Annotated in this window: 30 protein-coding genes; 24 read left to right on the forward strand and 6 right to left on the reverse strand. The window is 43.0% G+C overall.

Annotated elements, in window-relative coordinates:
• The first annotated feature begins 105 nt into the window (after nucleotides 1-105).
• On the forward strand, nucleotides 106-699 hold the full coding sequence (lhaT, locus tag ACQVGT_RS09630) for a lipoprotein heptaprenylglyceryl N-acetyltransferase LhaT (RefSeq protein WP_015383962.1): 594 nt from the start codon (nucleotides 106-108) through the stop codon (nucleotides 697-699).
• A 68-nt stretch (nucleotides 700-767) separates the two neighbouring features.
• On the forward strand, nucleotides 768-1562 hold the full coding sequence (ypjB, locus tag ACQVGT_RS09635) for a sporulation protein YpjB (RefSeq protein ID WP_015383961.1): 795 nt from the start codon (nucleotides 768-770) through the stop codon (nucleotides 1560-1562).
• 41 nt (nucleotides 1563-1603) lie between these two features.
• Here ypjB and ACQVGT_RS09640 read toward each other — a convergent pair whose 3' ends face one another.
• Nucleotides 1604-2476: a YitT family protein gene (locus tag ACQVGT_RS09640; protein WP_003230635.1), complete on the reverse strand. Its 873-nt coding sequence runs from the start codon at nucleotides 2474-2476 to the stop codon at nucleotides 1604-1606.
• 139 nt (nucleotides 2477-2615) lie between these two features.
• Between ACQVGT_RS09640 and ACQVGT_RS09645 the strand changes: the two genes are divergently transcribed.
• From ACQVGT_RS09645 to ACQVGT_RS09730, 18 genes are all read left to right on the forward strand, one after another.
• Nucleotides 2616-2951, forward strand: a complete 336-nt coding sequence (locus ACQVGT_RS09645; protein WP_004398044.1) for a nucleotide pyrophosphohydrolase — start codon at nucleotides 2616-2618, stop codon at nucleotides 2949-2951.
• Between the two features lie 11 nt (nucleotides 2952-2962).
• On the forward strand, nucleotides 2963-3766 hold the full coding sequence (gene dapB / locus ACQVGT_RS09650; RefSeq protein ID WP_015383959.1) for a 4-hydroxy-tetrahydrodipicolinate reductase: 804 nt from the start codon (nucleotides 2963-2965) through the stop codon (nucleotides 3764-3766).
• 15 nt (nucleotides 3767-3781) lie between these two features.
• Nucleotides 3782-4195, forward strand: a complete 414-nt coding sequence (gene mgsA / locus ACQVGT_RS09655; RefSeq protein ID WP_014477171.1) for a methylglyoxal synthase — start codon at nucleotides 3782-3784, stop codon at nucleotides 4193-4195.
• On the forward strand, nucleotides 4188-4898 hold the full coding sequence (gene bshB1 / locus ACQVGT_RS09660; RefSeq protein ID WP_015383958.1) for a bacillithiol biosynthesis deacetylase BshB1: 711 nt from the start codon (nucleotides 4188-4190) through the stop codon (nucleotides 4896-4898). Before mgsA ends, bshB1 begins: the two co-directional genes overlap by 8 nt.
• Nucleotides 4895-6028 carry an N-acetyl-alpha-D-glucosaminyl L-malate synthase BshA gene (gene bshA, locus ACQVGT_RS09665; protein WP_015383957.1) on the forward strand — a complete coding sequence of 378 codons (1134 nt, stop codon included), beginning with the start codon at nucleotides 4895-4897 and terminating at the stop codon, nucleotides 6026-6028. The genes bshB1 and bshA overlap by 4 nt, the downstream gene beginning before the upstream one ends.
• A gap of 4 nt (nucleotides 6029-6032) precedes the next feature.
• Nucleotides 6033-7226, forward strand: a complete 1194-nt coding sequence (locus ACQVGT_RS09670; protein ID WP_015383956.1) for a CCA tRNA nucleotidyltransferase — start codon at nucleotides 6033-6035, stop codon at nucleotides 7224-7226.
• Complete coding sequence (locus tag ACQVGT_RS09675; protein WP_046340246.1) at nucleotides 7211-8188, forward strand: bifunctional biotin--[acetyl-CoA-carboxylase] synthetase/biotin operon repressor; 978 nt, start codon at nucleotides 7211-7213, stop codon at nucleotides 8186-8188. Before ACQVGT_RS09670 ends, ACQVGT_RS09675 begins: the two co-directional genes overlap by 16 nt.
• A 245-nt stretch (nucleotides 8189-8433) precedes the next feature.
• Nucleotides 8434-9267 carry a 3-methyl-2-oxobutanoate hydroxymethyltransferase gene (gene panB, locus ACQVGT_RS09680; protein ID WP_003230652.1) on the forward strand — a complete coding sequence of 278 codons (834 nt, stop codon included), beginning with the start codon at nucleotides 8434-8436 and terminating at the stop codon, nucleotides 9265-9267.
• A 1-nt stretch (nucleotide 9268) separates the two neighbouring features.
• A complete protein-coding gene (gene panC / locus ACQVGT_RS09685) occupies nucleotides 9269-10129 on the forward strand; it encodes a pantoate--beta-alanine ligase (protein ID WP_015383954.1) in 861 nt (286 codons plus the stop codon).
• A 1-nt stretch (nucleotide 10130) separates the two neighbouring features.
• Entirely contained in the window at nucleotides 10131-10514 is a 384-nt protein-coding gene (panD, locus tag ACQVGT_RS09690; RefSeq protein ID WP_003225586.1) for an aspartate 1-decarboxylase, read from the forward strand.
• Nucleotides 10515-10639: 125 nt separating this feature from the next.
• Nucleotides 10640-13435: an ATP-dependent DNA helicase DinG gene (dinG, locus tag ACQVGT_RS09695; protein ID WP_015483373.1), complete on the forward strand. Its 2796-nt coding sequence runs from the start codon at nucleotides 10640-10642 to the stop codon at nucleotides 13433-13435.
• A 142-nt stretch (nucleotides 13436-13577) separates the two neighbouring features.
• A complete protein-coding gene (locus ACQVGT_RS09700; RefSeq protein WP_003225588.1) occupies nucleotides 13578-13748 on the forward strand; it encodes a YpmA family protein in 171 nt (56 codons plus the stop codon).
• 8 nt (nucleotides 13749-13756) lie between these two features.
• Complete coding sequence (tseB, locus tag ACQVGT_RS09705) at nucleotides 13757-14242, forward strand: cell wall elongation/penicillin-binding protein regulator TseB (protein WP_015383951.1); 486 nt, start codon at nucleotides 13757-13759, stop codon at nucleotides 14240-14242.
• A 22-nt stretch (nucleotides 14243-14264) separates the two neighbouring features.
• Complete coding sequence (gene aspB, locus ACQVGT_RS09710) at nucleotides 14265-15446, forward strand: aspartate transaminase AspB (protein WP_015383950.1); 1182 nt, start codon at nucleotides 14265-14267, stop codon at nucleotides 15444-15446.
• 143 nt (nucleotides 15447-15589) lie between these two features.
• On the forward strand, nucleotides 15590-16882 hold the full coding sequence (asnS, locus tag ACQVGT_RS09715; protein WP_004398777.1) for an asparagine--tRNA ligase: 1293 nt from the start codon (nucleotides 15590-15592) through the stop codon (nucleotides 16880-16882).
• Between the two features lie 91 nt (nucleotides 16883-16973).
• Nucleotides 16974-17672, forward strand: coding sequence for a DNA replication protein DnaD (gene dnaD / locus ACQVGT_RS09720; RefSeq protein WP_004398499.1), 699 nt, complete (start codon nucleotides 16974-16976; stop codon nucleotides 17670-17672).
• 18 nt (nucleotides 17673-17690) lie between these two features.
• Nucleotides 17691-18350 carry an endonuclease III gene (gene nth, locus ACQVGT_RS09725; RefSeq protein WP_015483371.1) on the forward strand — a complete coding sequence of 220 codons (660 nt, stop codon included), beginning with the start codon at nucleotides 17691-17693 and terminating at the stop codon, nucleotides 18348-18350.
• A complete protein-coding gene (locus tag ACQVGT_RS09730) occupies nucleotides 18347-18841 on the forward strand; it encodes a YpoC family protein (RefSeq protein ID WP_015383948.1) in 495 nt (164 codons plus the stop codon). The genes nth and ACQVGT_RS09730 overlap by 4 nt, the downstream gene beginning before the upstream one ends.
• 75 nt (nucleotides 18842-18916) lie before the next feature.
• On the opposite strand, the gene ACQVGT_RS09735 is transcribed toward ACQVGT_RS09730, so the two are convergent.
• Both ACQVGT_RS09735 and recU read right to left on the reverse strand, forming a co-directional pair.
• On the reverse strand, nucleotides 18917-21667 hold the full coding sequence (locus ACQVGT_RS09735) for a transglycosylase domain-containing protein (RefSeq protein WP_015383947.1): 2751 nt from the start codon (nucleotides 21665-21667) through the stop codon (nucleotides 18917-18919).
• A 21-nt stretch (nucleotides 21668-21688) separates the two neighbouring features.
• Complete coding sequence (recU, locus tag ACQVGT_RS09740) at nucleotides 21689-22309, reverse strand: Holliday junction resolvase RecU (RefSeq protein WP_004399067.1); 621 nt, start codon at nucleotides 22307-22309, stop codon at nucleotides 21689-21691.
• A 40-nt stretch (nucleotides 22310-22349) separates the two neighbouring features.
• On the opposite strand from recU, the gene ACQVGT_RS09745 reads away from it, so the two are divergent.
• Entirely contained in the window at nucleotides 22350-23312 is a 963-nt protein-coding gene (locus ACQVGT_RS09745) for a DUF2515 domain-containing protein (RefSeq protein ID WP_015383945.1), read from the forward strand.
• A 24-nt stretch (nucleotides 23313-23336) separates the two neighbouring features.
• Here ACQVGT_RS09745 and sspM read toward each other — a convergent pair whose 3' ends face one another.
• A complete protein-coding gene (gene sspM / locus ACQVGT_RS09750) occupies nucleotides 23337-23441 on the reverse strand; it encodes an acid-soluble spore protein SspM (RefSeq protein ID WP_003225606.1) in 105 nt (34 codons plus the stop codon).
• A gap of 197 nt (nucleotides 23442-23638) precedes the next feature.
• Here sspM and ACQVGT_RS09755 point away from each other — a divergent pair, with 197 nt between their 5' ends.
• Nucleotides 23639-23884, forward strand: a complete 246-nt coding sequence (locus ACQVGT_RS09755; protein WP_004398488.1) for a YppD family protein — start codon at nucleotides 23639-23641, stop codon at nucleotides 23882-23884.
• 45 nt (nucleotides 23885-23929) lie between these two features.
• A complete protein-coding gene (locus ACQVGT_RS09760; protein ID WP_015483369.1) occupies nucleotides 23930-24301 on the forward strand; it encodes a YppE family protein in 372 nt (123 codons plus the stop codon).
• Nucleotides 24302-24339: 38 nt separating this feature from the next.
• Here ACQVGT_RS09760 and ACQVGT_RS09765 read toward each other — a convergent pair whose 3' ends face one another.
• Nucleotides 24340-24528, reverse strand: coding sequence for a YppF family protein (locus ACQVGT_RS09765; RefSeq protein WP_003230690.1), 189 nt, complete (start codon nucleotides 24526-24528; stop codon nucleotides 24340-24342).
• A gap of 186 nt (nucleotides 24529-24714) precedes the next feature.
• Between ACQVGT_RS09765 and ACQVGT_RS09770 the strand changes: the two genes are divergently transcribed.
• A complete protein-coding gene (locus ACQVGT_RS09770) occupies nucleotides 24715-25092 on the forward strand; it encodes a YppG family protein (RefSeq protein WP_014477159.1) in 378 nt (125 codons plus the stop codon).
• A gap of 20 nt (nucleotides 25093-25112) precedes the next feature.
• Here ACQVGT_RS09770 and ACQVGT_RS09775 read toward each other — a convergent pair whose 3' ends face one another.
• A complete protein-coding gene (locus ACQVGT_RS09775; protein WP_014477158.1) occupies nucleotides 25113-25532 on the reverse strand; it encodes an Hsp20/alpha crystallin family protein in 420 nt (139 codons plus the stop codon).
• Nucleotides 25533-25564: the final 32 nt, after the last annotated feature.

Genomic DNA, 25564 nt, shown 5'->3' on the forward strand with positions numbered 1-25564 from the left:
TGTGAATTGTCAAATGGAAGGATATACTTTTATTATCAAAAGCTGACCCGGCGTCAGCTTTTTTATATGGACATATTATTTTTACAGACTGAGAGTTGATTCGATGTGAAATGGTTTCAATATGTATTAGGGCAGCGGCCGATGCTTATTCTTGTCTTAGCCATTAATTTTCTGGGAACGGTTTACGGCTACTATTGGTACTTGCCGCAGCTTTTGGAGACACCGGCCCCTTTCCAGATTTTTGTTCCGGACAGTCCGACAGCAACGTTTTTCTTTCTGTTTGTGCTGCTTGCCTTTCTCTTGAAACGGAATGCTCCCCTCTTTGAGGCGCTTGCGCTAGTTACCCTTGTAAAGTATGGTCTATGGGCGGTGGCTATGAATTTTCTTGTGCTTGCAGTAACTGGTGACTTGCCGTGGGAGGGCTACATGCTAATTGCTTCGCATTTTGCAATGGCAGTTCAAGGCGTATTATACAGTCCGTATTTTCGTTTTTCATTTTGGCATCTTGCAATTGCTGCAGTTTGGACACTGCATAACGATGTCATTGACTACTTGTTTGATATGATGCCGCGGTATTCTATGCTTTCTGATTATATGACTGAAATAGGATACGGAACATTTTGGCTAAGCATCTTTTCAATCGCGCTCGCTTACTTTCTTGTGGTCTCAAAAAAGCAAACGAAGCTTGAGCTGATGTAAAGACAATGTTGGTCTATCCTTGTCCCTTTCTTCATATTCTGTAAGGAGAGAGAGTGGGAGGGACCTGCATGAAACGAAAGCTGACGATCTGTTTGTTGATTGCACTTATTTTTTATAATGGAAATGCCAAGGCTGCAGAGCGGGGAAGCCTCGAGGAATTGAATGATTTATCCGACACAGTCTTTCAAATGACCCGACAGGCGAAATATGAAGAGGCGCTTCAAGTCTTGGAGTATTTTGAAAAAACATTAAAATCCGCTGAGAAAAAACAGCAAGACCCCATGCTAACGGGAGCCCAAATTCGGCAAATCACATTGGGCTATAATGATATGGTTCGGAGTTTAAAGCAAGCTGATACATCAGACACACAAAAACTCAGAGCAGCCGCGCAGTTCAGAATGCTGATGGATGCGGTTGACAATCGGTCTGACCCGCTTTGGGGCTCACTGGAAAAACCGATTATGGAAGCTTTTACTGAGCTGAAGCGAGATGTCCAAAAGAATGGAAGCACAAGCTTTCATGAAAAATGGAATGAATTTATCAGTTTATATGACTTGATTTACCCCAGTCTTACAATCGATGTATCAGAGGATCAGCTTGAAACAGTCGGAAAACATATAGATGTTATTGAGCGAGAGGAATTTCAGCAAATGACAGAGAGCACAAAGCTTGAACGGCTTTCCCTTCTTCAGCATGACCTGAAAAATGTGTTTGACAGGGTGGAGGAGGATGATGCCGATCCGTCTTTACTCTGGGTGATGATTACAACCGGCAGTATCATCATTACTGCTCTTACCTATGTCGGTTACAGAAAGTACAAGGCGGAAAAAAACAAGCTGAAAAAAAGGGACTACCCTAAATAAGGATGAGGGGCGGCGGTCAGCCGCCTTTTTTCTATTACATGTCAGCGCGGAAGCGGATTTTTATTTTCATCAAGCGTAAATCCTTCTCCGAGCACATCGTGAACATCGCTTACCGCTACAAAGGCATGGGGATCAATGGAGTTAATCACGCTTTTCAGCATCACCAATTCGTTTTTCGGCACCACACAATAAAGTACATCTATATCCTCTTTTGTGTAGGAACCTTGTCCTTTCAAAATGGTGACGCCCCGTTCCATTTCTTCAAGAATCTTTTTCTGAATCAGGTCGTTTTTCGAAGAGATGATCGTAGCGCCTTTAGCAGCGTATCCGCCTTCCTGAATAAAATCGATTAATCTTGCCGCTACAAATACAGCTACCAGCGTATACATCGCTTCTTTATAGGAGAGATAAGTAAGCAAAGACAAAATGATGACGCAGGCATCGAAAGCAAACATCGTTCTGCCCATCGGGATCCCAAAATACTTATTCACTAAACGTGCGATGATATCGACACCGCCTGTCGTACCGCCGAACTTAAAAATAATACCCAGTCCGGCTCCGATGAATACGCCGGCAAATAAAGCGGCGAGCGCTAAGTCGTGCTGAAGGGGCATATGGATTTCATATCGCTGAAAGATGCTGAGGAACAAAGACAAGGCTACAGTGCCGACAAGGGTATAAACAAACATTGTCCTGCCGAGCAAACGCCAGCCAATAAAAAAAATCGGAATGTTCAACACCAGGTTCGAGATAGAGGGGCTGATGTGGAAAAGGGCATAAAGCAAAAGTGTAATACCTGTAAAACCGCCCTCAGCCAGATTGTTCTGCATATTGAAATGAACCAAGCCAAATGAAAAAATTGCCGCTCCGATTAAAATAAAAAATATGTTTTTTAATCTAATTTCTCCAAGCATCACACAAAACCCCTTTTCCTTCCATTAGATAGCGTTTATATTATAGTGGATGAAAAAGAAAACAGCAAACGTGCTTAAACATTTGTCAAACGTATCTGAATTAGCTAACATGTAAGAGGATGATAGGAGGTTTCGTTCAGTGAGTGATAAAACAATGAAAGACATACAGGCTGAAGTAGACCGTTACATCGGCCAATTTAAAGAAGGATATTTCAGCCCGCTGGCCATGATGGCGAGGCTGACTGAAGAACTGGGCGAGCTTGCCAGAGAAGTGAATCACCGTTATGGAGAAAAACCAAAAAAAGCGACTGAAGATGATAAAAGCATGGAAGAGGAAATGGGCGATGTGCTATTTGTATTGGTTTGTTTAGCCAACTCTCTTGATATCTCTTTAGAGGAAGCCCACGACAGAGTCATGCATAAATTTAATACAAGAGATAAAGATCGCTGGACCAGAAAAGAAGAAGGAAAGTAGAGGAGATCAAGATGTCAAACGAAACAATTAAAGTAGTCATTGCGGGACCGCGTGGAAGAATGGGGCAGGAAGCTGTTAAATTGGCAGAACGAACACCTCATTTTGACCTTGTCGGGGCCATAGACCATACATACGATCAGCAAAAATTATCTGATGTGATGCCTGTTGAGTCAGATGCTTTAATTTATACAGATATCCATACCTGCTTTACAGAAACACAACCGGATGTCTTGATTGATTTAACAACGCCCGAAATCGGAAAAGTACATACAAAAATTGCATTAGAGCACGGAGTCCGTCCAGTTGTCGGAACAACCGGCTTCTCAGAAGCTGATTTAAAAGAGCTCACGTCTTTAACAGAAGAAAAAGGGATCGGAGCCATCATCGCGCCAAATTTTGCGCTCGGTGCGATACTGATGATGAAATTTTCAAAAATGGCTGCCAACTATTTTGAGGATGTTGAGATTATTGAGCTTCATCATGACCAGAAGCTTGACGCACCAAGCGGAACTGCGCTTAAAACAGCGGAAATGATTTCAGAAGTCCGTAAAGAAAAGCAGCAAGGACATCCGGATGAAAAAGAAATTCTCCCAGGAGCAAGAGGAGCGGAGCAAAACGGCATTCGCTTGCACAGCGTCCGTCTTCCGGGCCTGATCGCGCATCAGGAGGTCATGTTCGGCATGGATGGCCAAACGCTTCAGATACGCCATGATTCTTATAACCGTGCTTCTTTCATGTCAGGCGTTAAACTGTCAGTCGAACAAGTCATGAAGATTGATCAGCTTGTGTACGGTTTAGAAAATATCATTGATTAGACGGGGGGATAAACAATGAAAATTGCTTTGATCGCGCATGACAAGAAAAAACAGGACATGGTTCAATTTACGACTGCCTATCGGGATATTTTAAAGAATCATGATTTATACGCAACCGGAACCACAGGGTTGAAAATTCAAGAGGCGACAGGTCTTCAAATTGAACGTTTTCAATCCGGTCCTTTAGGGGGAGACCAGCAAATCGGTGCACTGATCGCTGCCAATGCACTCGATCTTGTCATTTTTTTGCGCGACCCGCTGACCGCGCAGCCGCATGAACCGGATGTCTCGGCATTAATCCGGTTATGTGATGTGTATTCCATTCCGCTCGCCACAAATATGGGTACTGCGGAAATTCTCGTCCGTACACTTGATGAAGGTGTTTTCGAATTCCGTGACCTTCTTCGGGGAGAAGAGCCGAATGTATAATGCTGACGTTCTTGCTTTTGGCGCCCACAGTGATGATGTCGAGATCGGAATGGGCGGCACAATAGCGAAGTTTGTCAAACAGGAAAAAAAAGTAATGATATGCGATTTGACAGAAGCGGAACTCTCTTCTAACGGTACGGTCAGTTTACGTAAAGAAGAAGCAGCTGAAGCAGCCCGCATATTAGGCGCAGATAAAAGAATTCAGCTAACGCTTCCAGACCGCGGCCTAATAATGAGTGATCAGGCAATTCGGTCGATTGTCACTGTCATCAGAACCTGCCGCCCAAAAGCGGTTTTTATGCCGTATAAAAAGGATCGCCATCCGGATCACGGCAATGCGGCTGCACTGGTGGAAGAAGCGATCTTTTCCGCGGGAATCCATAAATATAAAGACGAAAAAAGCCTTCCGGCGCATAAAGTCAGCAAGGTTTACTATTATATGATAAATGGTTTTCATCAGCCGGATTTTGTCATTGATATCTCGGATACAATAGAGGCAAAGAAACAAAGCCTCAACGCCTACAAAAGCCAGTTTATCCCGTCAAAGGATTCCGTTTCTACTCCTCTGACGAATGGGTATATTGAGATCGTTGAAGCGAGAGAAAAGCTTTACGGTAAAGAAGCGGGCGTGGAGTATGCCGAAGGTTTCTTTTCCAAACGGATGCTGATGCTTGATCATGATGTGCTTGGGGGCGAACAATGAGAAAACTAAAAATAGGAATCACATGCTATCCGAGCGTTGGAGGCTCAGGTATCATTGCGACAGAACTGGGGAAGCAGCTTGCTGAAAAGGGACATGAAATCCATTTCATCACATCAAGCATTCCGTTTAGACTGAATACATATCATCCTAATATTCATTTTCATGAAGTTGAGGTTAATCAATATGCTGTTTTTAAGTATCCTCCGTATGATTTGACATTGGCAAGCAAAATCGCAGAGGTGGCGGAACGGGAGAATTTAGACATTATCCATGCTCACTATGCTCTCCCGCATGCCGTTTGCGCCTATCTTGCAAAACAAATGCTGAAACGCAATATCGGCATTGTTACAACTTTGCATGGCACGGATATCACAGTGTTAGGTTATGATCCGTCTCTAAAAGATCTGATCCGTTTTGCTATTGAGTCATCAGACAGGGTGACTGCCGTCTCCTCAGCGCTTGCGGCTGAAACGTACGATTTAATTAAACCGGAGAAAAAAATTGAAACGATTTATAACTTTATAGACGAGCGCGTGTATCTGAAGAAAAACACAGAGGCGATTAAAGAGAAACATGGAATTTTACCAGATGAAAAAGTCGTCATCCATGTGTCCAACTTCAGAAAGGTTAAACGCGTGCAGGATGTCATCCGTGTGTTCCGCAATATCGCTGGCAAAACGAAAGCGAAGCTGCTTTTAGTCGGAGACGGTCCGGAGAAATCGACAGCCTGCGAGCTTATCAGAAAATATGGCTTGGAAGACCAAGTCTTAATGCTTGGAAATCAAGACCGTGTTGAAGAGCTTTATTCTATTAGCGATTTGAAGCTGCTGCTATCTGAAAAAGAAAGTTTCGGCCTTGTCCTGCTTGAAGCGATGGCTTGCGGAGTGCCTTGTATCGGAACAAACATTGGCGGTATCCCTGAGGTTATTAAAAACAATGTGAGCGGATTTTTGGTGGACGTCGGTGATGTTGGGGCCGCAACAGCCCGCGCGATGAGCATTTTAGAAGATGAACAGCTAAGCAATCGTTTTACAAAGGCGGCAATAGAGATGCTTGAAAATGAATTTTCTTCCCAAAAAATTGTCAGCCAGTATGAACAGATTTATGCCGATTTAGCAGAACCGGAGTGATCACATGGAAAAAGTTTTTATCAAAGCACTTCCCGTGCTCCGCATCTTAATCGAAGCGGGCCATCAGGCTTATTTTGTCGGGGGCGCAGTTCGTGACAGCTATATGAAACGAACGATCGGAGATGTCGATATCGCGACAGATGCGGCACCTGATCAAGTAGAACGGCTGTTTCAGCGGACTGTTGATGTAGGCAAAGAGCACGGGACCATTATTGTGCTCTGGGAGGATGAAACCTATGAAGTCACGACATTCCGGACTGAATCTGATTATGTTGATTTCAGAAGACCGTCAGAAGTGCAATTTATCTCATCATTAGAAGAGGATCTAAAACGCAGAGATTTAACGATCAATGCGATGGCCATGACAGCGGATGGGAAGGTGCTTGATTATTTTGGCGGCAAGAAAGATATTGATCAGAAAGTGATTCGAACCGTTGGAAAGCCTGAGGATAGATTTCAAGAGGATGCGCTTCGTATGCTGAGAGCCGTACGCTTTATGAGCCAGCTTGGCTTTACGCTTTCACCGGAAACAGAAGAAGCCATTGCGAAAGAAAAATCACTCCTCTCCCATGTTTCAGTCGAACGAAAAACGATAGAGTTCGAGAAATTGCTGCAGGGAAGAGCTTCTCGCCAGGCGCTTCAAACGCTCATTCAAACGAGATTGTATGAAGAGCTTCCTGGTTTTTATCATAAACGAGAAAACCTGATTTCAACGAGTGAGTTTCCATTCTTCTCTTTAACATCCCGTGAGGAGCTTTGGGCTGCTCTTTTAATTAACCTTGGCATAGTTTTGAAAGACGCGCCCCTTTTCCTGAAAGCCTGGAAGCTCCCGGGAAAAGTGATCAAGGAAGCCATTCACATTGCCGGTACGTTTGGCCAGAGCCTTGACGCAATGACAATGTACAGAGCTGGGGAAAAAGCACTGCTCTCAGCGGCCAAAATATCGCAGCTTCGGCAAAACGAAAAACTGGATGAAAAGAAACTGAAGGACATTCAGTACACTTATCAAAACCTGCCGATCAAAAGCCTTAAGGACCTTGATATCACGGGTAAGGACTTGCTTGCGCTTCGAAACCGGCCGGCCGGAAAATGGGTGTCGGAAGAATTACAGCGGATCGAGCAGGCTGTTGTGACAGGGAAGCTCTCCAATCAAAAGAAACACATAGAGGAGTGGCTGAAGACATGCGGTCAACATTAAGAAAAGACCTTATTGAATTATTTTCTCAGGCCGGCAATGAATTTATTTCCGGCCAAAAAATCAGTGATGCTCTCGGCTGTTCAAGAACTGCTGTGTGGAAGCATATTGAAGAGCTTCGGAAAGAGGGTTATGAAGTAGAAGCCGTTAGAAGAAAAGGATATCGGCTCATCAAAAAGCCCGGAAAACTCAGTGAAAGCGAAATTCGTTTTGGATTAAAAACGGAAGTGATGGGCCAGCATCTTATTTACCATGACGTTCTTTCAAGCACGCAAAAAACGGCTCATGAGCTCGCGAATAATAACGCACCGGAAGGCACCCTCGTGGTAGCTGACAAACAAACAGCCGGAAGGGGCCGAATGTCTAGGGTATGGCATTCTCAAGAAGGAAACGGTGTTTGGATGAGCCTGATTTTGCGGCCTGACATTCCGCTCCAAAAAACACCGCAGCTGACTCTGCTTGCTGCAGTAGCTGTTGTGCAGGGAATAGAAGAGGCAGCAGGCATCCAAACGGATATTAAATGGCCAAATGATATTTTGATTAACGGAAAAAAAACAGTTGGCATCCTAACGGAAATGCAGGCTGAAGAAGACCGCGTACGTTCAGTGATCATTGGGATCGGCATTAACGTTAACCAGCAGCCTAATGATTTTCCAGATGAATTGAAGGACATCGCGACAAGCCTCAGCCAAGCTGCTGGGGAAAAAATTGATCGGGCCGGCGTCATCCAGCATATTTTACTATGCTTTGAGAAACGGTACCGGGATTATATGACGCACGGATTTACGCCGATTAAGCTTTTATGGGAAAGCTATGCGCTCGGTATTGGCACTAATATGAGAGCCAGAACGTTAAACGGAACCTTTTACGGTAAGGCGTTAGGTATAAATGATGAAGGCGTTCTGCTTTTAGAAACGAACGAAGGCATTAAAAAAATCTATTCTGCCGATATCGAATTGGGCTAATGTGTTGGTACAAGCCCGTTGATTTTGGTATACTTCCATTGGGCAGTATCGCCTGCGAACTGCACCTATTATTAAAATAGATAGACATTGCAGCAGTCTGCCTTGATCCAAAAAAGGACTGGGACAGAGGGATGAAACTCGCCGAACTTTAGAAAGTGAAGAATCCTTCTCGTTGTAACGGAAGGTTTTTTGGCTTGCAGAAGAAAACGGCAGATCATCTCCTCTAAACATGAGGAGGAGAAAACATGAAAACAAAACTGGATTTTCTAAAAATGAAGGAGTCTGAAGAACCGATTGTCATGCTGACCGCTTATGATTATCCGGCAGCTAAACTTGCTGAACAAGCGGGAGTTGACATGATTTTAGTCGGTGATTCACTCGGAATGGTCGTCCTCGGCCTTGATTCAACTGTCGGTGTGACAGTTGCGGACATGATCCATCATACAAAAGCCGTTAAAAGGGGTGCGCCGAATACCTTTATTGTGACAGATATGCCGTTTATGTCTTATCACCTGTCCAAGGAAGATACGCTAAAAAATGCAGCGGCTATCGTTCAGGAAAGCGGAGCTGACGCACTGAAGCTTGAGGGCGGAGAAGGCGTGTTTGAATCCATTCGCGCATTAACGCTTGGAGGCATTCCAGTAGTCAGTCACTTAGGTTTGACACCGCAGTCAGTCGGCGTACTGGGCGGCTATAAAGTACAGGGCAAAGACGAACAAAGCGCCAAAAAATTAATAGAAGACAGTATAAAATGCGAAGAAGCAGGAGCTATGATGCTTGTGCTGGAATGTGTGCCGGCAGAACTCACAGCCAAAATTGCCGAGACGCTAAGCATACCGGTCATTGGAATCGGGGCTGGTGTGAAAGCAGACGGACAAGTTCTCGTTTATCATGATATTATCGGCCACGGTGTTGAGAGAACACCTAAATTTGTAAAGCAATATACGCGCATTGATGAAACCATCGAAACAGCAATCAGCGGATATGTTCAGGATGTAAGACATCGTGCTTTCCCTGAACAAAAGCATTCCTTTCAAATGAACCAGACAGTGCTGGACGGCTTGTACGGGGGAAAATAAGATGAGACAGATTACTGATATTTCACAGCTGAAAGAAGCCATAAAACAATATCATTCAGAGGGCAAGTCAATCGGATTTGTTCCGACGATGGGGTTTCTGCATGAGGGGCATTTAACCTTAGCAGACAAAGCAAGACAAGAAAACGACGCCGTTATTATGAGCATTTTTGTGAATCCTGCACAATTCGGCCCTAATGAAGATTTTGAAGCATATCCGCGCGATATTGAGCGGGATGCAGCTCTTGCAGAAAACGCCGGAGTTGATATTCTTTTTACGCCAGATGCTAAGGATATGTATCCCGGTGAAAAGAATGTCACGATTCATGTAGAAAGACGCACAGACGTGTTATGCGGGCGCTCAAGAGAAGGACATTTTGACGGGGTCGCGATCGTACTGACGAAGCTTTTCAATCTAGTCAAGCCGACTCGTGCCTATTTCGGTTTAAAAGATGCGCAGCAGGTAGCTGTTGTTGATGGGTTAATCAGTGACTTCTTCATGGATATTGAATTGGTTCCTGTCGATACGGTCAGAGAGGAAGACGGCTTAGCCAAAAGCTCTCGCAATGTATACTTAACAGCTGAGGAAAGAAAAGAAGCGCCTAAGCTGTATCGGGCCCTTCAAACAAGTGCGGAGCTGATCCAAGCCGGTGAAAGAGATCCTGAAGCGGTGATAAAAGCTGCAAAAGAAATCATTGAAACGACTAGCGGAACCATAGACTATGTAGAGCTTTATTCCTATCCGGAACTCGAGCCTGTGAATGAAATTGCTGGAAAGATGATTCTCGCTGTTGCAGTTGCTTTTTCAAAAGCGCGTTTAATAGATAATATCATTATTGATATTCGAGAAATGGAGAGAATATAATATGTATCGAACAATGATGAGCGGCAAACTTCACAGGGCAACTGTTACGGAAGCAAACCTAAACTATGTGGGAAGCATTACAATTGATGAAGATCTCATTGATGCTGTGGGAATGCTTCCTAATGAAAAAGTACAAATTGTGAATAATAATAATGGAGCACGTCTTGAAACGTATATTATTCCTGGTAAACGGGGAAGCGGCGTCATATGCTTAAACGGTGCAGCCGCACGCCTTGTGCAGGAAGGAGATAAGGTCATTATTATTTCCTACAAAATGATGTCTGATCAAGAAGCGGCAAGCCACGAGCCGAAAGTGGCTGTTCTGAATGATCAAAACAAAATTGAACAAATGCTGGGGAACGAACCAGCCCGTACAATTTTGTAGAAGAAAAGCCCCCTTTATCGGGGGTTTTCTTTTAAGATTTTGAGAGTAAAACGGTTTTGCCGCTCCATTTCCGTACAAAACGTGTTACACTTTTGTCGTATGCAAGAATTGAGGTGTCCATTTTAATGAATAAGCAACGGTTCGTTGTTATAGATGTAGAGACAACAGGGAATTCGCCGAAGAAAGGCGATAAAATCATACAAATCGCAGCGGTTGTAATCGAAAATGGACAAATTACTGAGCGGTTTTCAAAATACATTAATCCAAATAAATCAATCCCTGCTTTTATTGAGCAGCTTACTGGAATCTCTAATCAAATGGTTGAGAATGAACAGCCATTTGAAGCAGTTGCTGAAGAAGTATTCCAATTGCTTGACGGCGCTTATTTTGTCGCCCACAATATCCATTTTGACCTTGGATTTGTCAAGTATGAGCTACATAAGGCGGGCTTTCAGCTCCCAGATTGTGAAGTGCTTGATACTGTCGAGCTCTCACGCATTGTTTTTCCGGGATTTGAAGGGTATAAGCTGACGGAATTAAGCGAGGAGCTTCAGCTGCGGCATGATCAGCCGCACCGGGCTGACAGCGATGCTGAAGTGACAGGGCTTATTTTTTTGGAAATCCTTGAAAAGCTGCGGCAGCTTCCTTATCCGACATTAAAGCAGTTAAGAAGGCTTTCGCAGCATTTCATCAGTGATCTGACGCATTTGTTGGATATGTTCATTAATGAAAACAGACATACCGAGATACCGGGCTATACGCGCTTTTCTTCGTTTTCTGTCAGAGAACCTGAAGCTATCGATGTTCGTATAAATGAGGACGAGAACTTCTCATTTGAGATCGAAAGCTGGGAAGCGGGAAATGAAAAAGCGCTGTCAGAGTTAATGCCTGGGTATGAAAAAAGAGACGGCCAAATGATGATGATGAGAGAGGTGGCTGATGCGTTTGCCAATCGTGAGCATGCGCTGATTGAAGCTCCTCCGGGCATCGGAAAAACGATTGGCTATCTTATTCCGGCTGCGCTTTTTGCCAAGAAATCAAAAAAGCCGGTCATAATCAGCACGTATTCGACGCTTTTACAGCAGCAGATTCTCACAAAGGATTTGCCGATTGTCCAAGATCTGTTTCCATTTCCGGTAACAGCGGCGATTTTAAAAGGGCAATCGCATTATTTATGCCTGTATAAATTTGAACAGGTGCTTCATGAAGAAGATGATAATTATGATGCCGTACTGACGAAGGCACAGCTTCTCGTTTGGCTGACAGAGACAGATACAGGAGATGTAGCGGAACTGAATTTGCCTTCAGGCGGAAAATTGCTGTGGGACAGATTGGCTTATGACGATGACTCCTATAAAAGAAGTCGCAGTGAGCATGTGATCGGTTTTTACGAGCGGGCCAAACAGATTGCTATGCGCTCCGATTTGGTGATCACTAATCACTCCCTTTTGCTGACCGATGAAGGCAGTCAGAAAAAAAGGCTTCCCGAAAGCGGCACATTTATTATTGATGAAGCACACCATTTTGAACGTGCGGCAAGCGAACATTTAGGGAAAAGAGCCACGTACATAGAATTGCATACGAAATTGAGCAGAATCGGCACTCTGAAGGAGCAGGGACTTCTAAAAAAGATGAGACAGCTATTCCAGCGAAACAGCCTGCCGGTTGATTCATTTTTCGAATTGGAAGAGTGGCTTCAGCACGTTCAAGCAGAAAGTGATGCTTTCTTCAGCTCTGTACATTCTTTTGTCAAACGAAGAAAACCTAAAGAAGACTTGAACCGTCTAGTGTTTAAGGTGAACAAAGAAAGCCAGGATAAAAGCTGGTCGATCTTAACGGATGGTGCGGAGAGGCTTTGTTCCATGCTGACACATTTGCAGCAGCTTTTTGAGGCGCAGTCATCTCTGATGGAAAAACATTTGAAGGGTATGAAGAGCAAAACCGTCTTTTTAGCCGATGAATACCAAAGAAGCATGAAAGGCTTGCAGCATTACTGTCAGACGTTGCAGAAGCTCTTCTTTAGGTCTGATGACGATGAAGCGGTTTGGATTGAAATAGATGCAAAGGGTGCGAAAAATGCAGTGGCCATTTACGCACAGCCTCTTGAACCTGGTGAACTTCTGGCTGATCAGTTTTTCGCGCGCAAAAATAGTGTGGTGCTGACATCTGCAACCCTTACAGTCGAAGGTTCTTTTCAATTTATGATTGAACGACTGGGACTGAGTGACTTTTTCCCGCGGACAATGAGAATTGAGTCACCCTTTTCTTACGATGAGCGTATGCAGGTGATGATTCCAAAGGATATGAAATCAATTCAGGATACAGGGCAACCTGAATTTATACAGGATACAGCCCGTTATATCGAACTGATGGCCAAGGAAAAACAGCCTAAAATCCTTGTGCTGTTTACATCCCATGATATGCTGAAAAAGGTTCACCAGGAGCTTAAGCATAACATGAGTGCTTCCGGCATTCAGCTCTTGGCACAAGGGATTACAGGCGGAAGTCCCGGCAAACTGATGAAGACTTTTAAAACATCCAATCAGGCGATCCTGCTCGGAACAAATCATTTTTGGGAAGGCGTTGATTTCCCTGGTGATGAGCTGACAACAGTAATGATCGTGAGGCTCCCATTCCGGTCCCCTGATCACCCGCTTCATGCTGCAAAATGTGAGCTTGCCCGCAAAAAAGGAAAGAATCCGTTTCAAACAGTGTCATTACCGGAAGCTGTGCTGACCTTCAGGCAAGGAATCGGACGCTTGCTGCGTTCTGCGGGAGACAAAGGAACGATTATTATATTGGACAGACGGATTAAGACCGCTGGTTACGGCCGGCTGTTTCTTGATGCCTTGCCGACAACCTCAGTATCCGAAATGACTGACAGCGAGCTTGAAGCTTATGTTGCAGGGGAAAAAGATTAAAAGCCGCTTAAAGCGGCTTTTGCGGTGTGGGAGTAGGATGGTGTTTTATTTAAAAGCGGATTTCCCGCTCTGTGATACTAGTATGGCGTGTCCTGAAATGGAGTATGACTAACAATATTTGTTCAAACTGGAGGATGAAAAAATGGAAAGTAAAATCGAAATTCTTTCAACAATTAATGTAGAGCATTCTGATGATCTGTATAAAATTGTGGACACATTGAATCGTACACTGAAAAGAGATAATCTGATGTTCGGCCTTGCGCTGGATGAAGAAAACAAAAACCAAGCCGTTTTTACCATTTATCGTACGTAGGTGAGAAGATGAGAAAAAAAGCATTAATATTTACCGTCATTTTTGGTATTATTTTTTTAGCAGTACTTCTTGTCTCGGCAAGCATTTATAAATCAGCCATGGCACAAAAGGAAGAGGGGCATGAAGCAGCAGCAGCTGAAGCTAAAAAAGAAACCGATCTCGCCAATGTTGATCAAGTCGAAACATTTGTCGGAAAAGAAAAATATTATGTTGTAAAGGGAACGGATAAAAAAGGCACTGCAATATATGTCTGGGTTCCTGCTGATAAAAAAGCAAAAATTCTCTCAAAAGAAGCGAAAGAGGGAATCTCTGAAGACAAAGCGGCGAAAATCATAAAGGATGAAGGGCTGGTTTCAAAGCAAAAAGAGGTTCATCTGGCAAGAGAAGGAAACGTCCTGCTTTGGGAAGTGACGTACTTAGACAAAGAAGGGCAATACAGTTTAAGTTATGTGGACTTTACAACTGGAAAGATTCTTAAAAATATCACGCCTTAAGACGAATTAGGGGGAGTTCAAGTTGAAACTGGCAAAAAGAGTATCCGCATTAACACCATCAACCACACTGGCAATCACAGCGAAAGCGAAAGAACTGAAAGCCGCAGGCCATGATGTCATCGGCTTAGGAGCAGGAGAACCTGACTTCAATACACCGCAGCATATTATTGATGCCGCTGTACGTTCGATGAACGAGGGCCATACGAAATACACGCCTTCCGGTGGTTTGGCTGAACTGAAAAACAGCATTGCAGAGAAATTTAAACGCGACCAGAATATTGAATACAAACCGTCTCAAATTATTGTCTGCACTGGTGCCAAACATGCTCTGTATACCCTTTTCCAAGTGATTTTGGATGAAGAAGATGAAGTTATTATTCCAACGCCTTACTGGGTAAGCTATCCGGAGCAGGTGAAACTCGCTGGCGGAAAGCCTGTTTATGTAGAAGGGCTTGAGGAAAATCACTTCAAAATTTCGCCTAAGCAGCTGAAAAATGCAATTACGGAAAAAACAAAAGCAATCGTTATTAACTCTCCAAGCAACCCGACTGGTGTCATGTATACGGAAGAAGAACTATCTGCACTCGGTGAAGTGTGCCTTGAACATGATATCTTGATTGTGTCAGATGAAATTTATGAAAAACTTACATACGGCGGAAAGAAACATGTTTCCATTGCACAGCTGTCAGACAGACTGAAAGAACAAACGGTCATTATAAACGGCGTATCGAAGTCCCACAGCATGACAGGCTGGAGAATCGGTTATGCGGCAGGCTCTGAAGACATTATTAAAGCGATGACGAACCTTGCAAGCCACAGCACGTCAAACCCGACATCAATCGCACAGTACGGAGCGATTGCGGCTTATAACGGGCCTTCTGAGCCATTGGAAGAAATGAGAGAAGCATTTGAACATAGATTAAATACGATCTATGCAAAGCTCATAGAAATCCCAGGGTTCAGCTGTGTGAAGCCGGAAGGTGCTTTTTACTTGTTCCCGAATGCAAAAGAGGCAGCTCAATCTTGCGGTTTCAAAGATGTAGATGAATTTGTTAAAGCGCTTCTCGAGGAGGAAAAAGTTGCGATTGTTCCAGGATCCGGATTTGGCTCTCCTGAGAATGTCCGTCTTTCTTATGCAACATCGTTAGATCTTCTTGAAAAAGCCATTGAAAGAATCAAGCGTTTTGTAGAAAAACATAGCTAACAGATCAAAAAGCGGCTGACAGAAAAGCCGCTTTTTATCTGCATTGACCCGGTTAGTTAAAAGCGGGTATAATAAAGTGATGATAAAAGAGTTCGCGGGGCATTGAGCTTCCGAATGTCTTTCTTGTTTTGGAGGGAAATATGTTGAAAACAACAATCAACCAAGTGTACAAGCACGTAGGTGAGGAAGTAACGATCGGAGCTTGGGTCGCTAATAAGCGTTCAAGCGGGAAAATTGCGTTTTTACAGCTTCGGGACGGTACCGGTTTTATTCAGGGTGTCGTAGTAAAAGCGGAAGTGGAAGAAAGCATTTTCCAAACAGCTAAATCAGTGACGCAGGAAACGTCGCTCTATATAAAAGGGATTGTCAAAGAGGACGAGCGTTCTCCGCTTGGATATGAACTTGCTGTGACAGATATTGAAGTCATTCACGAAGCGACCGATTATCCAATTACACCAAAAGAACACGGAACGGAATTTTTGATGGATCACAGACATTTATGGCTGCGTTCAAAGCGCCAGCATGCGATCATGAAAATCCGTAATGAAATCATTCGCGCGACTTACGAATTCTTTAATAACGAAGGCTTCGTAAAAGTGGATCCGCCGATTCTGACTGGAAGCGCACCTGAAGGAACAACAGAACTCTTTGCGACAAAGTACTTTGATGAAGATGCATATCTGTCTCAAAGCGGCCAGCTCTACATGGAAGCTGCGGCAATGGCTTTAGGAAAAGTATTCTCTTTCGGACCGACATTCAGAGCGGAAAAGTCTAAAACAAAGCGTCACTTAATCGAATTCTGGATGATCGAACCTGAAATGGCGTTTGTAGAATTTGAAGAAAACCTTCAAGTACAGGAAAATTACGTTTCTTTCATCGTGCAATCAGTTCTTAAAAATTGTAAAATTGAATTAAACACATTGGGAAGAGACACGTCAAAACTTGAGCAAATCAAAGCCCCGTTCCCAAGAATCACGTATGATGAAGCGATTGAATTTCTGAAAGAAAAAGGCTTTGACGATATCGAGTGGGGAGATGATTTCGGAGCGCCTCATGAAACAGCGATTGCTGAACACTATGACAAACCGGTATTCATCACTCGCTATCCGACGTCCTTAAAACCGTTCTATATGCAGCCGGCTTCTGATCGTGAGGACGTTGTGCTTTGCGCTGACTTGATTGCGCCGGAAGGCTATGGAGAAATCATCGGCGGGTCTGAACGGATTCACGATATGGAACTTTTGGAATCGCGTCTTAAAGAACATGGACTGGATTCTGACGCATATAAATGGTATGCTGAACTTAGAAAATATGGATCAGTTCCTCATTCCGGCTTCGGCCTTGGATTAGAGCGGACAGTAGCTTGGATCAGCGGAGCACCTCACGTTCGTGAAACGATTCCGTTCCCAAGACTGTTAAACCGTCTGTATCCGTAATACATTCAAATGAAACAAAAAAGAGTCTCCTGTAAGGGAGACTTTTTACAGTAAAGGGGCAATACAATCCTTTACAGTAAGAGGTGTGACGATGAAAAAACAGCAATTTATTGATATGCAGGAGCAGGGAACATCAACCATTCCCAATCTTCTGCTCACGCATTATAAACAGCTTGGGCTTAATGAAACAGAACTTATTCTGCTGTTAAAAATTAAAATGCATTTAGAAAAAGGATCATATTTTCCTACACCGAATCAACTGCAGGAAGGTATGTCAATTTCTGTTGAAGAATGCACAAACAGATTGCGGATGTTTATTCAAAAAGGCTTTCTGTTTATTGAAGAATGCGAGGATCAAAACGGCATCAAATTTGAGAAATATTCTCTTCAGCCTTTATGGGGGAAGCTGTACGAGTATATTCAGCTTGCACAGAATCAAACACAGGAAAGAAAAGCAGAAGGGGAACAAAAAAGCCTTTATACCATTTTTGAGGAAGAGTTCGCAAGGCCGTTATCGCCTTTGGAGTGTGAAACGCTGGCGATCTGGCAGGACCAAGATCAGCATGATGCACAACTGATCAAACACGCGTTAAAAGAGGCTGTACTATCAGGAAAACTCAGTTTCCGCTACATTGACCGCATTTTGTTTGAATGGAAGAAAAACGGGCTTAAAACTGTGGAGCAGGCAAAAATACACAGCCAAAAATTCCGGCGTGTACAAGCAAAGCAGAATGAACCGCAAAAAGAGTATAAAAGGCAGGTTCCTTTTTACAATTGGCTTGAACAATAAAGTGAAAAGGTGACAATCGTGTTAAATCTAAAACAAATTGAATTCTGTTTAGACAAGATAGGTGACATGTTTCCTCATGCGGAGTGTGAACTGGTTCATTCCAATCCTTTTGAATTAGTGGTGGCTGTTGCTTTATCTGCGCAATGTACAGATGCACTTGTAAACAGAGTGACCAAAACATTATTCCAAAAATACAAACGGCCGGAAGACTATTTGGCTGTTCCGCTGGAAGAGCTTCAGCAGGATATTAAATCAATCGGTTTATATCGTAATAAAGCGAAAAATATTCAAAAGCTGAGTAAAATGATTATTGAAGATTACGGCGGAGAAGTACCGAGAGACCGCGATGAGCTTGTCAAACTGCCAGGGGTCGGGAGAAAGACCGCAAACGTAGTGGTATCCGTTGCGTTTGGCGTGCCGGCCATTGCCGTAGATACCCATGTGGAGAGAGTCACCAAACGATTGGGCATTTGCCGGTGGAAGGACTCGGTGCTGGAAGTTGAAAAGACGCTGATGCGCAAGGTTCCCAAAGAAGACTGGTCCGTTACGCATCACCGGCTTATTTTCTTCGGCAGATATCACTGTAAAGCCCAATCTCCGCGCTGTGCGGAGTGCCCGCTGCTTTCTTTGTGCAGAGAAGGGCAGAAGAGGGATAAAAAAGGACTGGTGAAACGATGACGCAAGCAAAAGAAGTGTTGGCTTCCTATGAGCAATACTTGCGCAGTCTTGACCAGAAGAGTTCCTCGGATATGAAGAAAACCTTGCAGACCAATCCCGTGTATTTTGATTTCTGCACGGAATTACAAGGCGATTTGCCATGGGAAGACAGCGGGAAATACGTTCCGCTTTTATTTGAAGTGTGGGATGACATCAAAGCATCACTTCTCCCAGTCTTTCAAACACGAAAATCGAGATGTGACCAAAACGAAATGTTAAAGGGCATTGTGTGTTTGCTGGCTTCGTTACATTGGACAGCAGGTGAGCCGGTGAAATCACTCGATTGGCAAGAACTGAGGGAGAAATCATATCCCGCAAAGCCGATTAATTGGGCTGAACGAGTGGAATTTATTCTTCTTAAGCCGACCCAATACCATTGCTTTATTCAGCTTGATGAGCTGATTACCGAAATGAAAAAGCATTTTTATAAATATCATGCGATGAATCGATAAAACCTCCTCTTAAAACGGGAGGTTTTTTATTGTGTACCAAAAAAGCCATCACCCCAAAGGTGACGGCTTTTTTGTTTAATTTGTTTTTTCAATTGATGATGAGTTTGTTTGTGTTTTATTAGATGTGTCTGTTTTATTTTTATTCGTGTCAGAACCTGTTGAATCATTCTTGCCAGAGTTCGAATCACCATCCGACGTATCCTGGTTGTTACTGTTGTCGTTATCGTTATCGTTTGATTGGTCTTGGTTATTGTTGTCGGACGGATTGGTGTTCGTATTGTCTTGTTTTTTGTCTTGATCTTTTGTTGAATCATCTGTCTGATCTTGATCCGTCTGACCGTCATCTTTTTGAGAATCATCAGTTTGTGTATCATCCTGAGTCTTCTCATCATCTTGTTTTTCATCATCCGTTTGTTGCTGGTCTTTTTTATCTTCATCGTCTTCAGCTTTTGGCACCTCATAGGATGTGGAAGCTGTACTTTTGCCATCATCACTGACGGCTGTTACTTCGAATTTGTACACAGATCCTGGCTGCACACCCGAAATGACTGCCTCTTTTGCAGAGCTGTTTTGAATTTCTGAGTAGCTGCCGCCATCAACAGATTGCTTAACAGCAAAGGTCGCATCTCCGTCGTAATTCCAGCTTAACGTTAAAGATTGATTGTCTTTATCGTATTTCACGTTTAAACCAGACAATTTAGCTGTTTCCTCTTTTTCTTCTTTCTCATATGTTTTAGAAACAGTAGAAGGAGCTGTGCCTTTAACAAAGTACTCTGTGAGCTTCTTATCGCTTGGCGTATTTGGCCCTGCCAGTTTTGCAGGATTTGAGCCTTTTTCTACAGAGGCTTCCACTACGCTGTCAGGTTTCTCAAATGATCCACTTCCGTCATCGACATCGGCGATGAGCTGGGCGAAGATGCGCTTTGCAATCTGTTGCTCTGTTTTATTTAAAGATTTTTTTCCTATCTTATTTTGAGAATCTACACCTGTCCAAACAGCAGCGGTATATTGAGGTGTATATCCTACAAACCAAGAATCTGGTACCCCGCCTTGTGCGATATTGTATTTTTGCATATCCGCTTCATCAAAGTTTGTTGTACCTGTTTTACCTGCAACTTCCACTCCCGGAACTTGTGCAAGCTGTCCAGTACCTGTTTTAACAGCTGTTTTCAGCATATCTGTAATCATAAACGCAGTATAATCGCTCATTGCTGACTTTGATTTTGGTGTTAAATCAAGCTTTGTGCCATCGTTAAATTCAATAGACTTTACAAAATGCGGTTCGTTATATGTTCCGTTATTTCCGAATGCACTGTATGCTCCAGCCATAGTTAGAGTAGAGACACCGGGATTACCTTCTCCGAATCCTCCGATAGAATATGATTCATACACTTTTTCTTTATTTAATCCGAGCCCCAGTCCATTAGCAAAATCAACTGCTGCATCTTTTCCGACTGCTTGGAATGCTTTTAGAGCCGGAATGTTACGTGATTGGGCGAGGGCTTCACGCATAGACATGACCCCTTTATAGGAACGGTCAAAGTCTCGAATAGATGTTCCATCTGAATACGTGTAAGCTGAGTCATCAATTTGCTCGTAAGTTGACCATTTTTTATTTTCAATCACTGGACCGTAGTCGAGAATAGGTTTAATGGTAGACCCAGGCTGTCGCTGGGCTTGGGTCGCGTAATTATAGCCACCAACCGTAGAATCTCTTCCGGAGCCAATCGCCCGCACTTCTCCGGTTTTCGTATCGAGAAGGGTAACGCCGCCCTGCATGCCTTCAGTAAATCCGACGGTGTCTCCGTCCATTAATTCATCTAGTTTATCTTGTGCTTTTGTATCTAATGTCGTATAGATCTTTAATCCGTCAGCAGATGGATCGACATCAGATTTTTCATCAATTTCCTTCATAACCTCTTCAACAAATGCGCTGTATTTGTTTGTACTTGCTTTTTCATATTCCTTCTGTGACACGACGCCTTCGTCTTTCACTGCCACTTTTTTCGCTTTGTTATATTGAGAATCAGAAATAAATCCTTGTTTTTTCATCAGACTGAGTACGATGTTCCGTCGTTTTTCCGCTTTATCCGGGTTTTTAACGGGATTGTACGCTGTCGGGCTTTGCGGCATTCCTGCAAGCGTCGCAGCCTGTTCGACAGTCAATTTGCTTAAATCTGTAACGCCGAAAAATTCTTCCGCCGCTTTTCCGATACCGTATGCTCTAGGAGAAAAATAAATCCGGTTTAAATACATTTCTAAAATTTCATCTTTAGAGTAATTGCGCTCCAGCTGAATCGAAAGCCATACTTCCTGCACCTTCCGTTTCAACGTCTTCTGATGTGAAAGAAGGGAGTTTTTGACGACCTGCTGGGTGATCGTACTTCCGCCTTCAGCCCCGAAGCCGTCTTTAAAGTTGGCAACTAAAGCACCGCCGATACGGACAGGGTCAATCCCGTGGTGCTCATAAAAACGAGCGTCTTCTGTCGCGATAAAGGCTTCTTTTACAACATCGGGAATTTCATCTATCGAGACGTAGGTACGTTTTTCGGCGCCGACTTCGGCGATCTCTTTTCCATTTTTATCATAAATCGTTGATGAATAAGGCGTCTTCAATTTGCTTTCATCAAGGGACGGCGCATCAGAAACCATGACGGCAAATGTAACAGCACCGCCGACTACGCCTAAAACAAACAGAATGAGTAAAGTGAAAAGGGTCTTTTTAAACAATCCGCCCTTTTTTCGTTTCTTGCCTTTTTTCGGTGAAGGACTCGACTTGCTGTTCGCTTTTCGTCGAGCTTCACGGCTGTTAAATTGATCTGACATAACATCTCAACCTTTCGTTAATCAACCTTTCGCACCAGATGATGGCGAAAAATAAAGCTGTTCAATAATACTAATATAATCAATTCTGGGTGCGTATCCAAGAGAAATCGGATAAGCTGTTTCTTCCAACTCATCTTTTCGAATTGATTTTCTGCCGTTTTTTTCTTTTCTGTCCCAGAAATAAAACAGCTTATCGGCTTCCAAAAAATAAACCTGGTCGAAAGCGGATATAATAACAAAACAAATACCGTCTTGAGCCTTTACCTGCTTCATATGCTCGATTTGATGGTCATGAAAATTCTGCAGGGGGAAAGAGGTCTTGTTTTTCGTTTCTTTCGCCTCAAAATCAATATACCGCCCTTTGTAAATCCCATTGTAGTCTGTTGTCGATGATTGTTTAAAGTAAGCTTCTTTAATCACTGCGGCACTTCTTTTTGGATAATGGACATTTACAATTTGAACAGGTGTCGGCTTTTTGTGTATAACGGCAATTTGGTTTGTCAGATAATACTTATTCGTTTCGTTTAAGTCATCTTCGAGGGTCATTCCGCGATTACTGTAAGACGGGGCCCTTTTCTGACTGTTTTGGGATGAAACCGAATGTTTCGGCTGAAATGTTTTTCCGTTAGGATACCGAATCACTTTCTCATCCTCCTTATTAAACTAATCATGACGGAAGTGAATGAACGTGCAAGAACAACAGACCATCAGAAAGCTTCTGAGCCGGATTGAGCGGCAGACAAAAATAAAAAACGCGGATAACATTTCAAGAACAAATGCTTATAAAGCATTTTACGACCGTCATCCGGAAATCAAATGGTCGCTTTTGGCTTCTTTCGTTTCTCGTAATGCCGGCTGGTCAATGACTGACTTAAAAGGCAGTCTGTTTCAGCTTGGACTCCGTGAGAGACAGCAAGAATGGTTCTTTTTAGCCTATGAAAGAGCGAACTGGCTTATTTTTTCGGATGCCTATCCGCAGCTTCTTTTATACCACTGGTCAAAAAGAGTCGGGAAACCGCTGTTTCATCTTCTGCATGTGTTTGGCGTCTCACAATTTATGTCGGAAGAATGGACCCGTTTTTGGCATGAGCGAAATACGGAGCGGCTAATGTATGCCCTCATTATAAATGAACAAAACACTATCCAAACACCTATTATACAAAATCCTTCGTTTAAAAAGAATGTTTTTGACACGATTCCTTTTTATTTAAGTGACTGGTTTCATTTTAACACCGTTATTTTTCCTTCCTCAAATGGGTTTCTTTACGGCATTTCAGTGAAACGCTTTTCAAAGGCGGAGGAAAGGATAAGGCTGGGAAAGCAGCTGTCTCAATTGCTGTTCAAGCCAGAATTGTTCTCCTCTTTTTATCACTTTTTGCACACAGTGCCGCACTCAGGTTCACGTTTTGATATGGAAAAGATGATCGGGATTACAAAAAGAACATCTCCTATGCTAAGGACATGCTACCCTGAGTTAATCCACTCATTAGACGGAACGAAAACAGATTGGTTTCATGGAAAGATAAAGAAAACGTTCTTTAGGCGCGAGGAATTGCCGAAGCAGATTGAATTGACAGACTGGTATTTACATAAAAAGCGCCAGCTTCATGCGCTTTTCGCGGTGGAGCAGTGGCTGAAAAAATAAAGAAGCAAGGAAATTCCTTGCTTCTTACGTAGAAGGGCGGTTCGGGCCGCCTAATTTTTTATCTAAAGAATCGATTGCCTTTGATTCAGTCTTTTTTTGCTGGCCGGCTTTTTTCGGTCTTGTTTTCATACGGCACCTCCTCACAAGTATCGTTTGCATTAAGGAGGAGGATCATACAATTTTTGCGGGTGTTTTTGTCGAAAACTTCAGCTTTTCGTGGAATACCTGTTTGTTTGGCGATTTGCTTCTAGTTTTGTCATGAGGAAGGAAAGAGCCTTGAGAGCAAAGAATGTTAACCGGGAGAGACAAGAAAGGGAGGTACACGAATGTCCGGTTATGTATGCAAGACAGATATTCTCCGTATGCTTTCTGATATAGAAGATGAATTAACGCGAGCTGAGCAAAGCCTGAATCATTCTGTAAATGCATTAGAGGCTGAGATGCGGGAAACGGAAAACGATCGCCTAAGTGTGCTTGAAGAAGAAATCATAGATCTTCATATTTGTATAAATGAGCTGTATCAATCGCCTGAACACAGGTATGCGTTTGAGAAGGTATACCGCATCGGCTGAATTTGTGAGTGAAATTTGGTACGATAGGCATTGAGGTGAAAGGTATTGCTATCACAAACATTGCTGGAAATGACCGAGCAAATGATTGAAGTTGCTGAAAAAGGCGCTGATCGGTATCAGGAAGGAAAAGACAGTAATCATTCTTATGATTTTTTTGAGACGATAAAGCCTGCAGTTGAAGAGAATGATGAACTGGCGGCTCGCTGGGCAGAGGGTGCTCTTGAATTGATAAAAGTCCGCCGGCCAAAATATGTGCATAAAGAGCAAATTGAGGCCTTAAAGGATAATTTCCTGGAATTGGTCCTTCAATCATATGTTCATCATATTCATAAAAAACGGTTTAAGGACATCACTGAATCAGTCCTTTATACATTGCACGCAGTAAAGGATGAAATTGCAAGAGAAGACAGCCGGTAAAAGGCTGTCTTCTTTTCGTTTTTATAGGGGGCCGGACGTTAATTCATCTCATATGCCGGGCTTTCTGCTCCATTTGCTTCGAGAACCTTCATACTGTTACGAAACTCAGTTATGCTGAGATGTCCTTGAATATAGAGGAACTTGGCAAAGTCCATCAGTTTATTCATACAGTCTGTTTCATATTTCTTCATTTCTGCAAAACGTTTGCTTAAGTATGATACGTTCATTATGGTGCATCCCCTCTCATCTGTATTGAAAATATGGTACCATAATGATTCGACTTTTTTCTGTTTTTAAAAAATTTAAACTTTCGACACAATTTGACAAATGCTAATCATCACTTGTGACACAAACAATAGAAGTCATTCATACATATATAGAAGAGAAATATGTTGTGTTTAGGGGGAATCGCAATGAACAGGAGCTCTCGAAGCTATCCTCGGCAAATGGGCTATTATTATCCTCAGCAAATGCAAGGATATTATCAGCAGGCTGCACCCGGTTATTTAGAGCAACAACTGCCTCAGCAGCATTATGGACAGCAGGATTATTATCAGCCCTATGCTCCGATCCAGCCTATGCCTATGCAGCCGCCTGTATTTTCTAACCCTTATCCTATCCCAAGGCCTAATCAACAGCAGCCTTCGCAATTTCAAAGCATTATGTCGCAGTTCAAAAAAGCCAATGGGCAATTTGATTTTAATAAAATGATGGATACGACAGGTCAAGTAATGAGTGCAATGAATCAGGTCGGATCTTTAATAAAGGGATTTACCAGCTTTTTTAAATGATAGAAGCATGAATGAATCGTTCATTCATGCTTATTTTTTGGAAAGAAAAGTGTCATTGTCTGCTCGTTCCAAGACGTTTCCATATCTTCTTGGCGAACTTCATAAGGCAGCTGAACCGTTCTTGTCATGCTTGTAAAGGTAGCCTCATTTTGGTGTTTCTGTTTTTCTTGGAGGGTTACATGGAGATACCTCGATTTAACATCAACGACGATCTCGCCATCTCGAAACGTCGCCGGAATGGTAATATCGATATACAGACCAGTATCTTTTTCTCTGACATGTATGGTCGTCTGCACATCCTTTAAACTCGAGTTGATCAGGTTCTGAAATCCGTTTATAAGGTTGCCGAACGCTGAGGATTGAAAAAGAGTGTCGATTGCCTCCGTTATGATTTCTTCTTTCTTTTGCAGTTCGTTCTTTTTGTCATCATGGAATTCCAATTTCGCCACCGCCTTTTTTAAACAGATTATGC

This window comes from Bacillus sp. SCT118 (genome assembly GCF_058566435.1).

Excerpts from the sequence above, each read along its gene's own strand:
- ypjB (WP_015383961.1), top strand. The coding sequence starts at position 768 with ATGAAACGAAAGCTGACGATCTGTTTGTTGATTGCACTTATTTTTTAT.
- ACQVGT_RS09640 (WP_003230635.1), bottom strand. The coding sequence starts at position 2,476 with ATGCTTGGAGAAATTAGATTAAAAAACATATTTTTTATTTTAATCGGA.
- dapB (WP_015383959.1), top strand. The coding sequence starts at position 2,963 with ATGTCAAACGAAACAATTAAAGTAGTCATTGCGGGACCGCGTGGAAGA.
- mgsA (WP_014477171.1), top strand. The coding sequence starts at position 3,782 with ATGAAAATTGCTTTGATCGCGCATGACAAGAAAAAACAGGACATGGTT.
- bshB1 (WP_015383958.1), top strand. The coding sequence starts at position 4,188 with ATGTATAATGCTGACGTTCTTGCTTTTGGCGCCCACAGTGATGATGTC.
- bshA (WP_015383957.1), top strand. The coding sequence starts at position 4,895 with ATGAGAAAACTAAAAATAGGAATCACATGCTATCCGAGCGTTGGAGGC.
- ACQVGT_RS09670 (WP_015383956.1), top strand. The coding sequence starts at position 6,033 with ATGGAAAAAGTTTTTATCAAAGCACTTCCCGTGCTCCGCATCTTAATC.
- ACQVGT_RS09675 (WP_046340246.1), top strand. The coding sequence starts at position 7,211 with ATGCGGTCAACATTAAGAAAAGACCTTATTGAATTATTTTCTCAGGCC.
- panB (WP_003230652.1), top strand. The coding sequence starts at position 8,434 with ATGAAAACAAAACTGGATTTTCTAAAAATGAAGGAGTCTGAAGAACCG.
- panC (WP_015383954.1), top strand. The coding sequence starts at position 9,269 with ATGAGACAGATTACTGATATTTCACAGCTGAAAGAAGCCATAAAACAA.
- panD (WP_003225586.1), top strand. The coding sequence starts at position 10,131 with ATGTATCGAACAATGATGAGCGGCAAACTTCACAGGGCAACTGTTACG.
- dinG (WP_015483373.1), top strand. The coding sequence starts at position 10,640 with ATGAATAAGCAACGGTTCGTTGTTATAGATGTAGAGACAACAGGGAAT.
- ACQVGT_RS09700 (WP_003225588.1), top strand. The coding sequence starts at position 13,578 with ATGGAAAGTAAAATCGAAATTCTTTCAACAATTAATGTAGAGCATTCT.
- tseB (WP_015383951.1), top strand. The coding sequence starts at position 13,757 with ATGAGAAAAAAAGCATTAATATTTACCGTCATTTTTGGTATTATTTTT.
- dnaD (WP_004398499.1), top strand. The coding sequence starts at position 16,974 with ATGAAAAAACAGCAATTTATTGATATGCAGGAGCAGGGAACATCAACC.
- ACQVGT_RS09730 (WP_015383948.1), top strand. The coding sequence starts at position 18,347 with ATGACGCAAGCAAAAGAAGTGTTGGCTTCCTATGAGCAATACTTGCGC.
- ACQVGT_RS09735 (WP_015383947.1), bottom strand. The coding sequence starts at position 21,667 with ATGTCAGATCAATTTAACAGCCGTGAAGCTCGACGAAAAGCGAACAGC.
- ACQVGT_RS09745 (WP_015383945.1), top strand. The coding sequence starts at position 22,350 with ATGAACGTGCAAGAACAACAGACCATCAGAAAGCTTCTGAGCCGGATT.
- sspM (WP_003225606.1), bottom strand. The coding sequence starts at position 23,441 with ATGAAAACAAGACCGAAAAAAGCCGGCCAGCAAAAAAAGACTGAATCA.
- ACQVGT_RS09755 (WP_004398488.1), top strand. The coding sequence starts at position 23,639 with ATGTCCGGTTATGTATGCAAGACAGATATTCTCCGTATGCTTTCTGAT.
- ACQVGT_RS09765 (WP_003230690.1), bottom strand. The coding sequence starts at position 24,528 with ATGAACGTATCATACTTAAGCAAACGTTTTGCAGAAATGAAGAAATAT.
- ACQVGT_RS09770 (WP_014477159.1), top strand. The coding sequence starts at position 24,715 with ATGAACAGGAGCTCTCGAAGCTATCCTCGGCAAATGGGCTATTATTAT.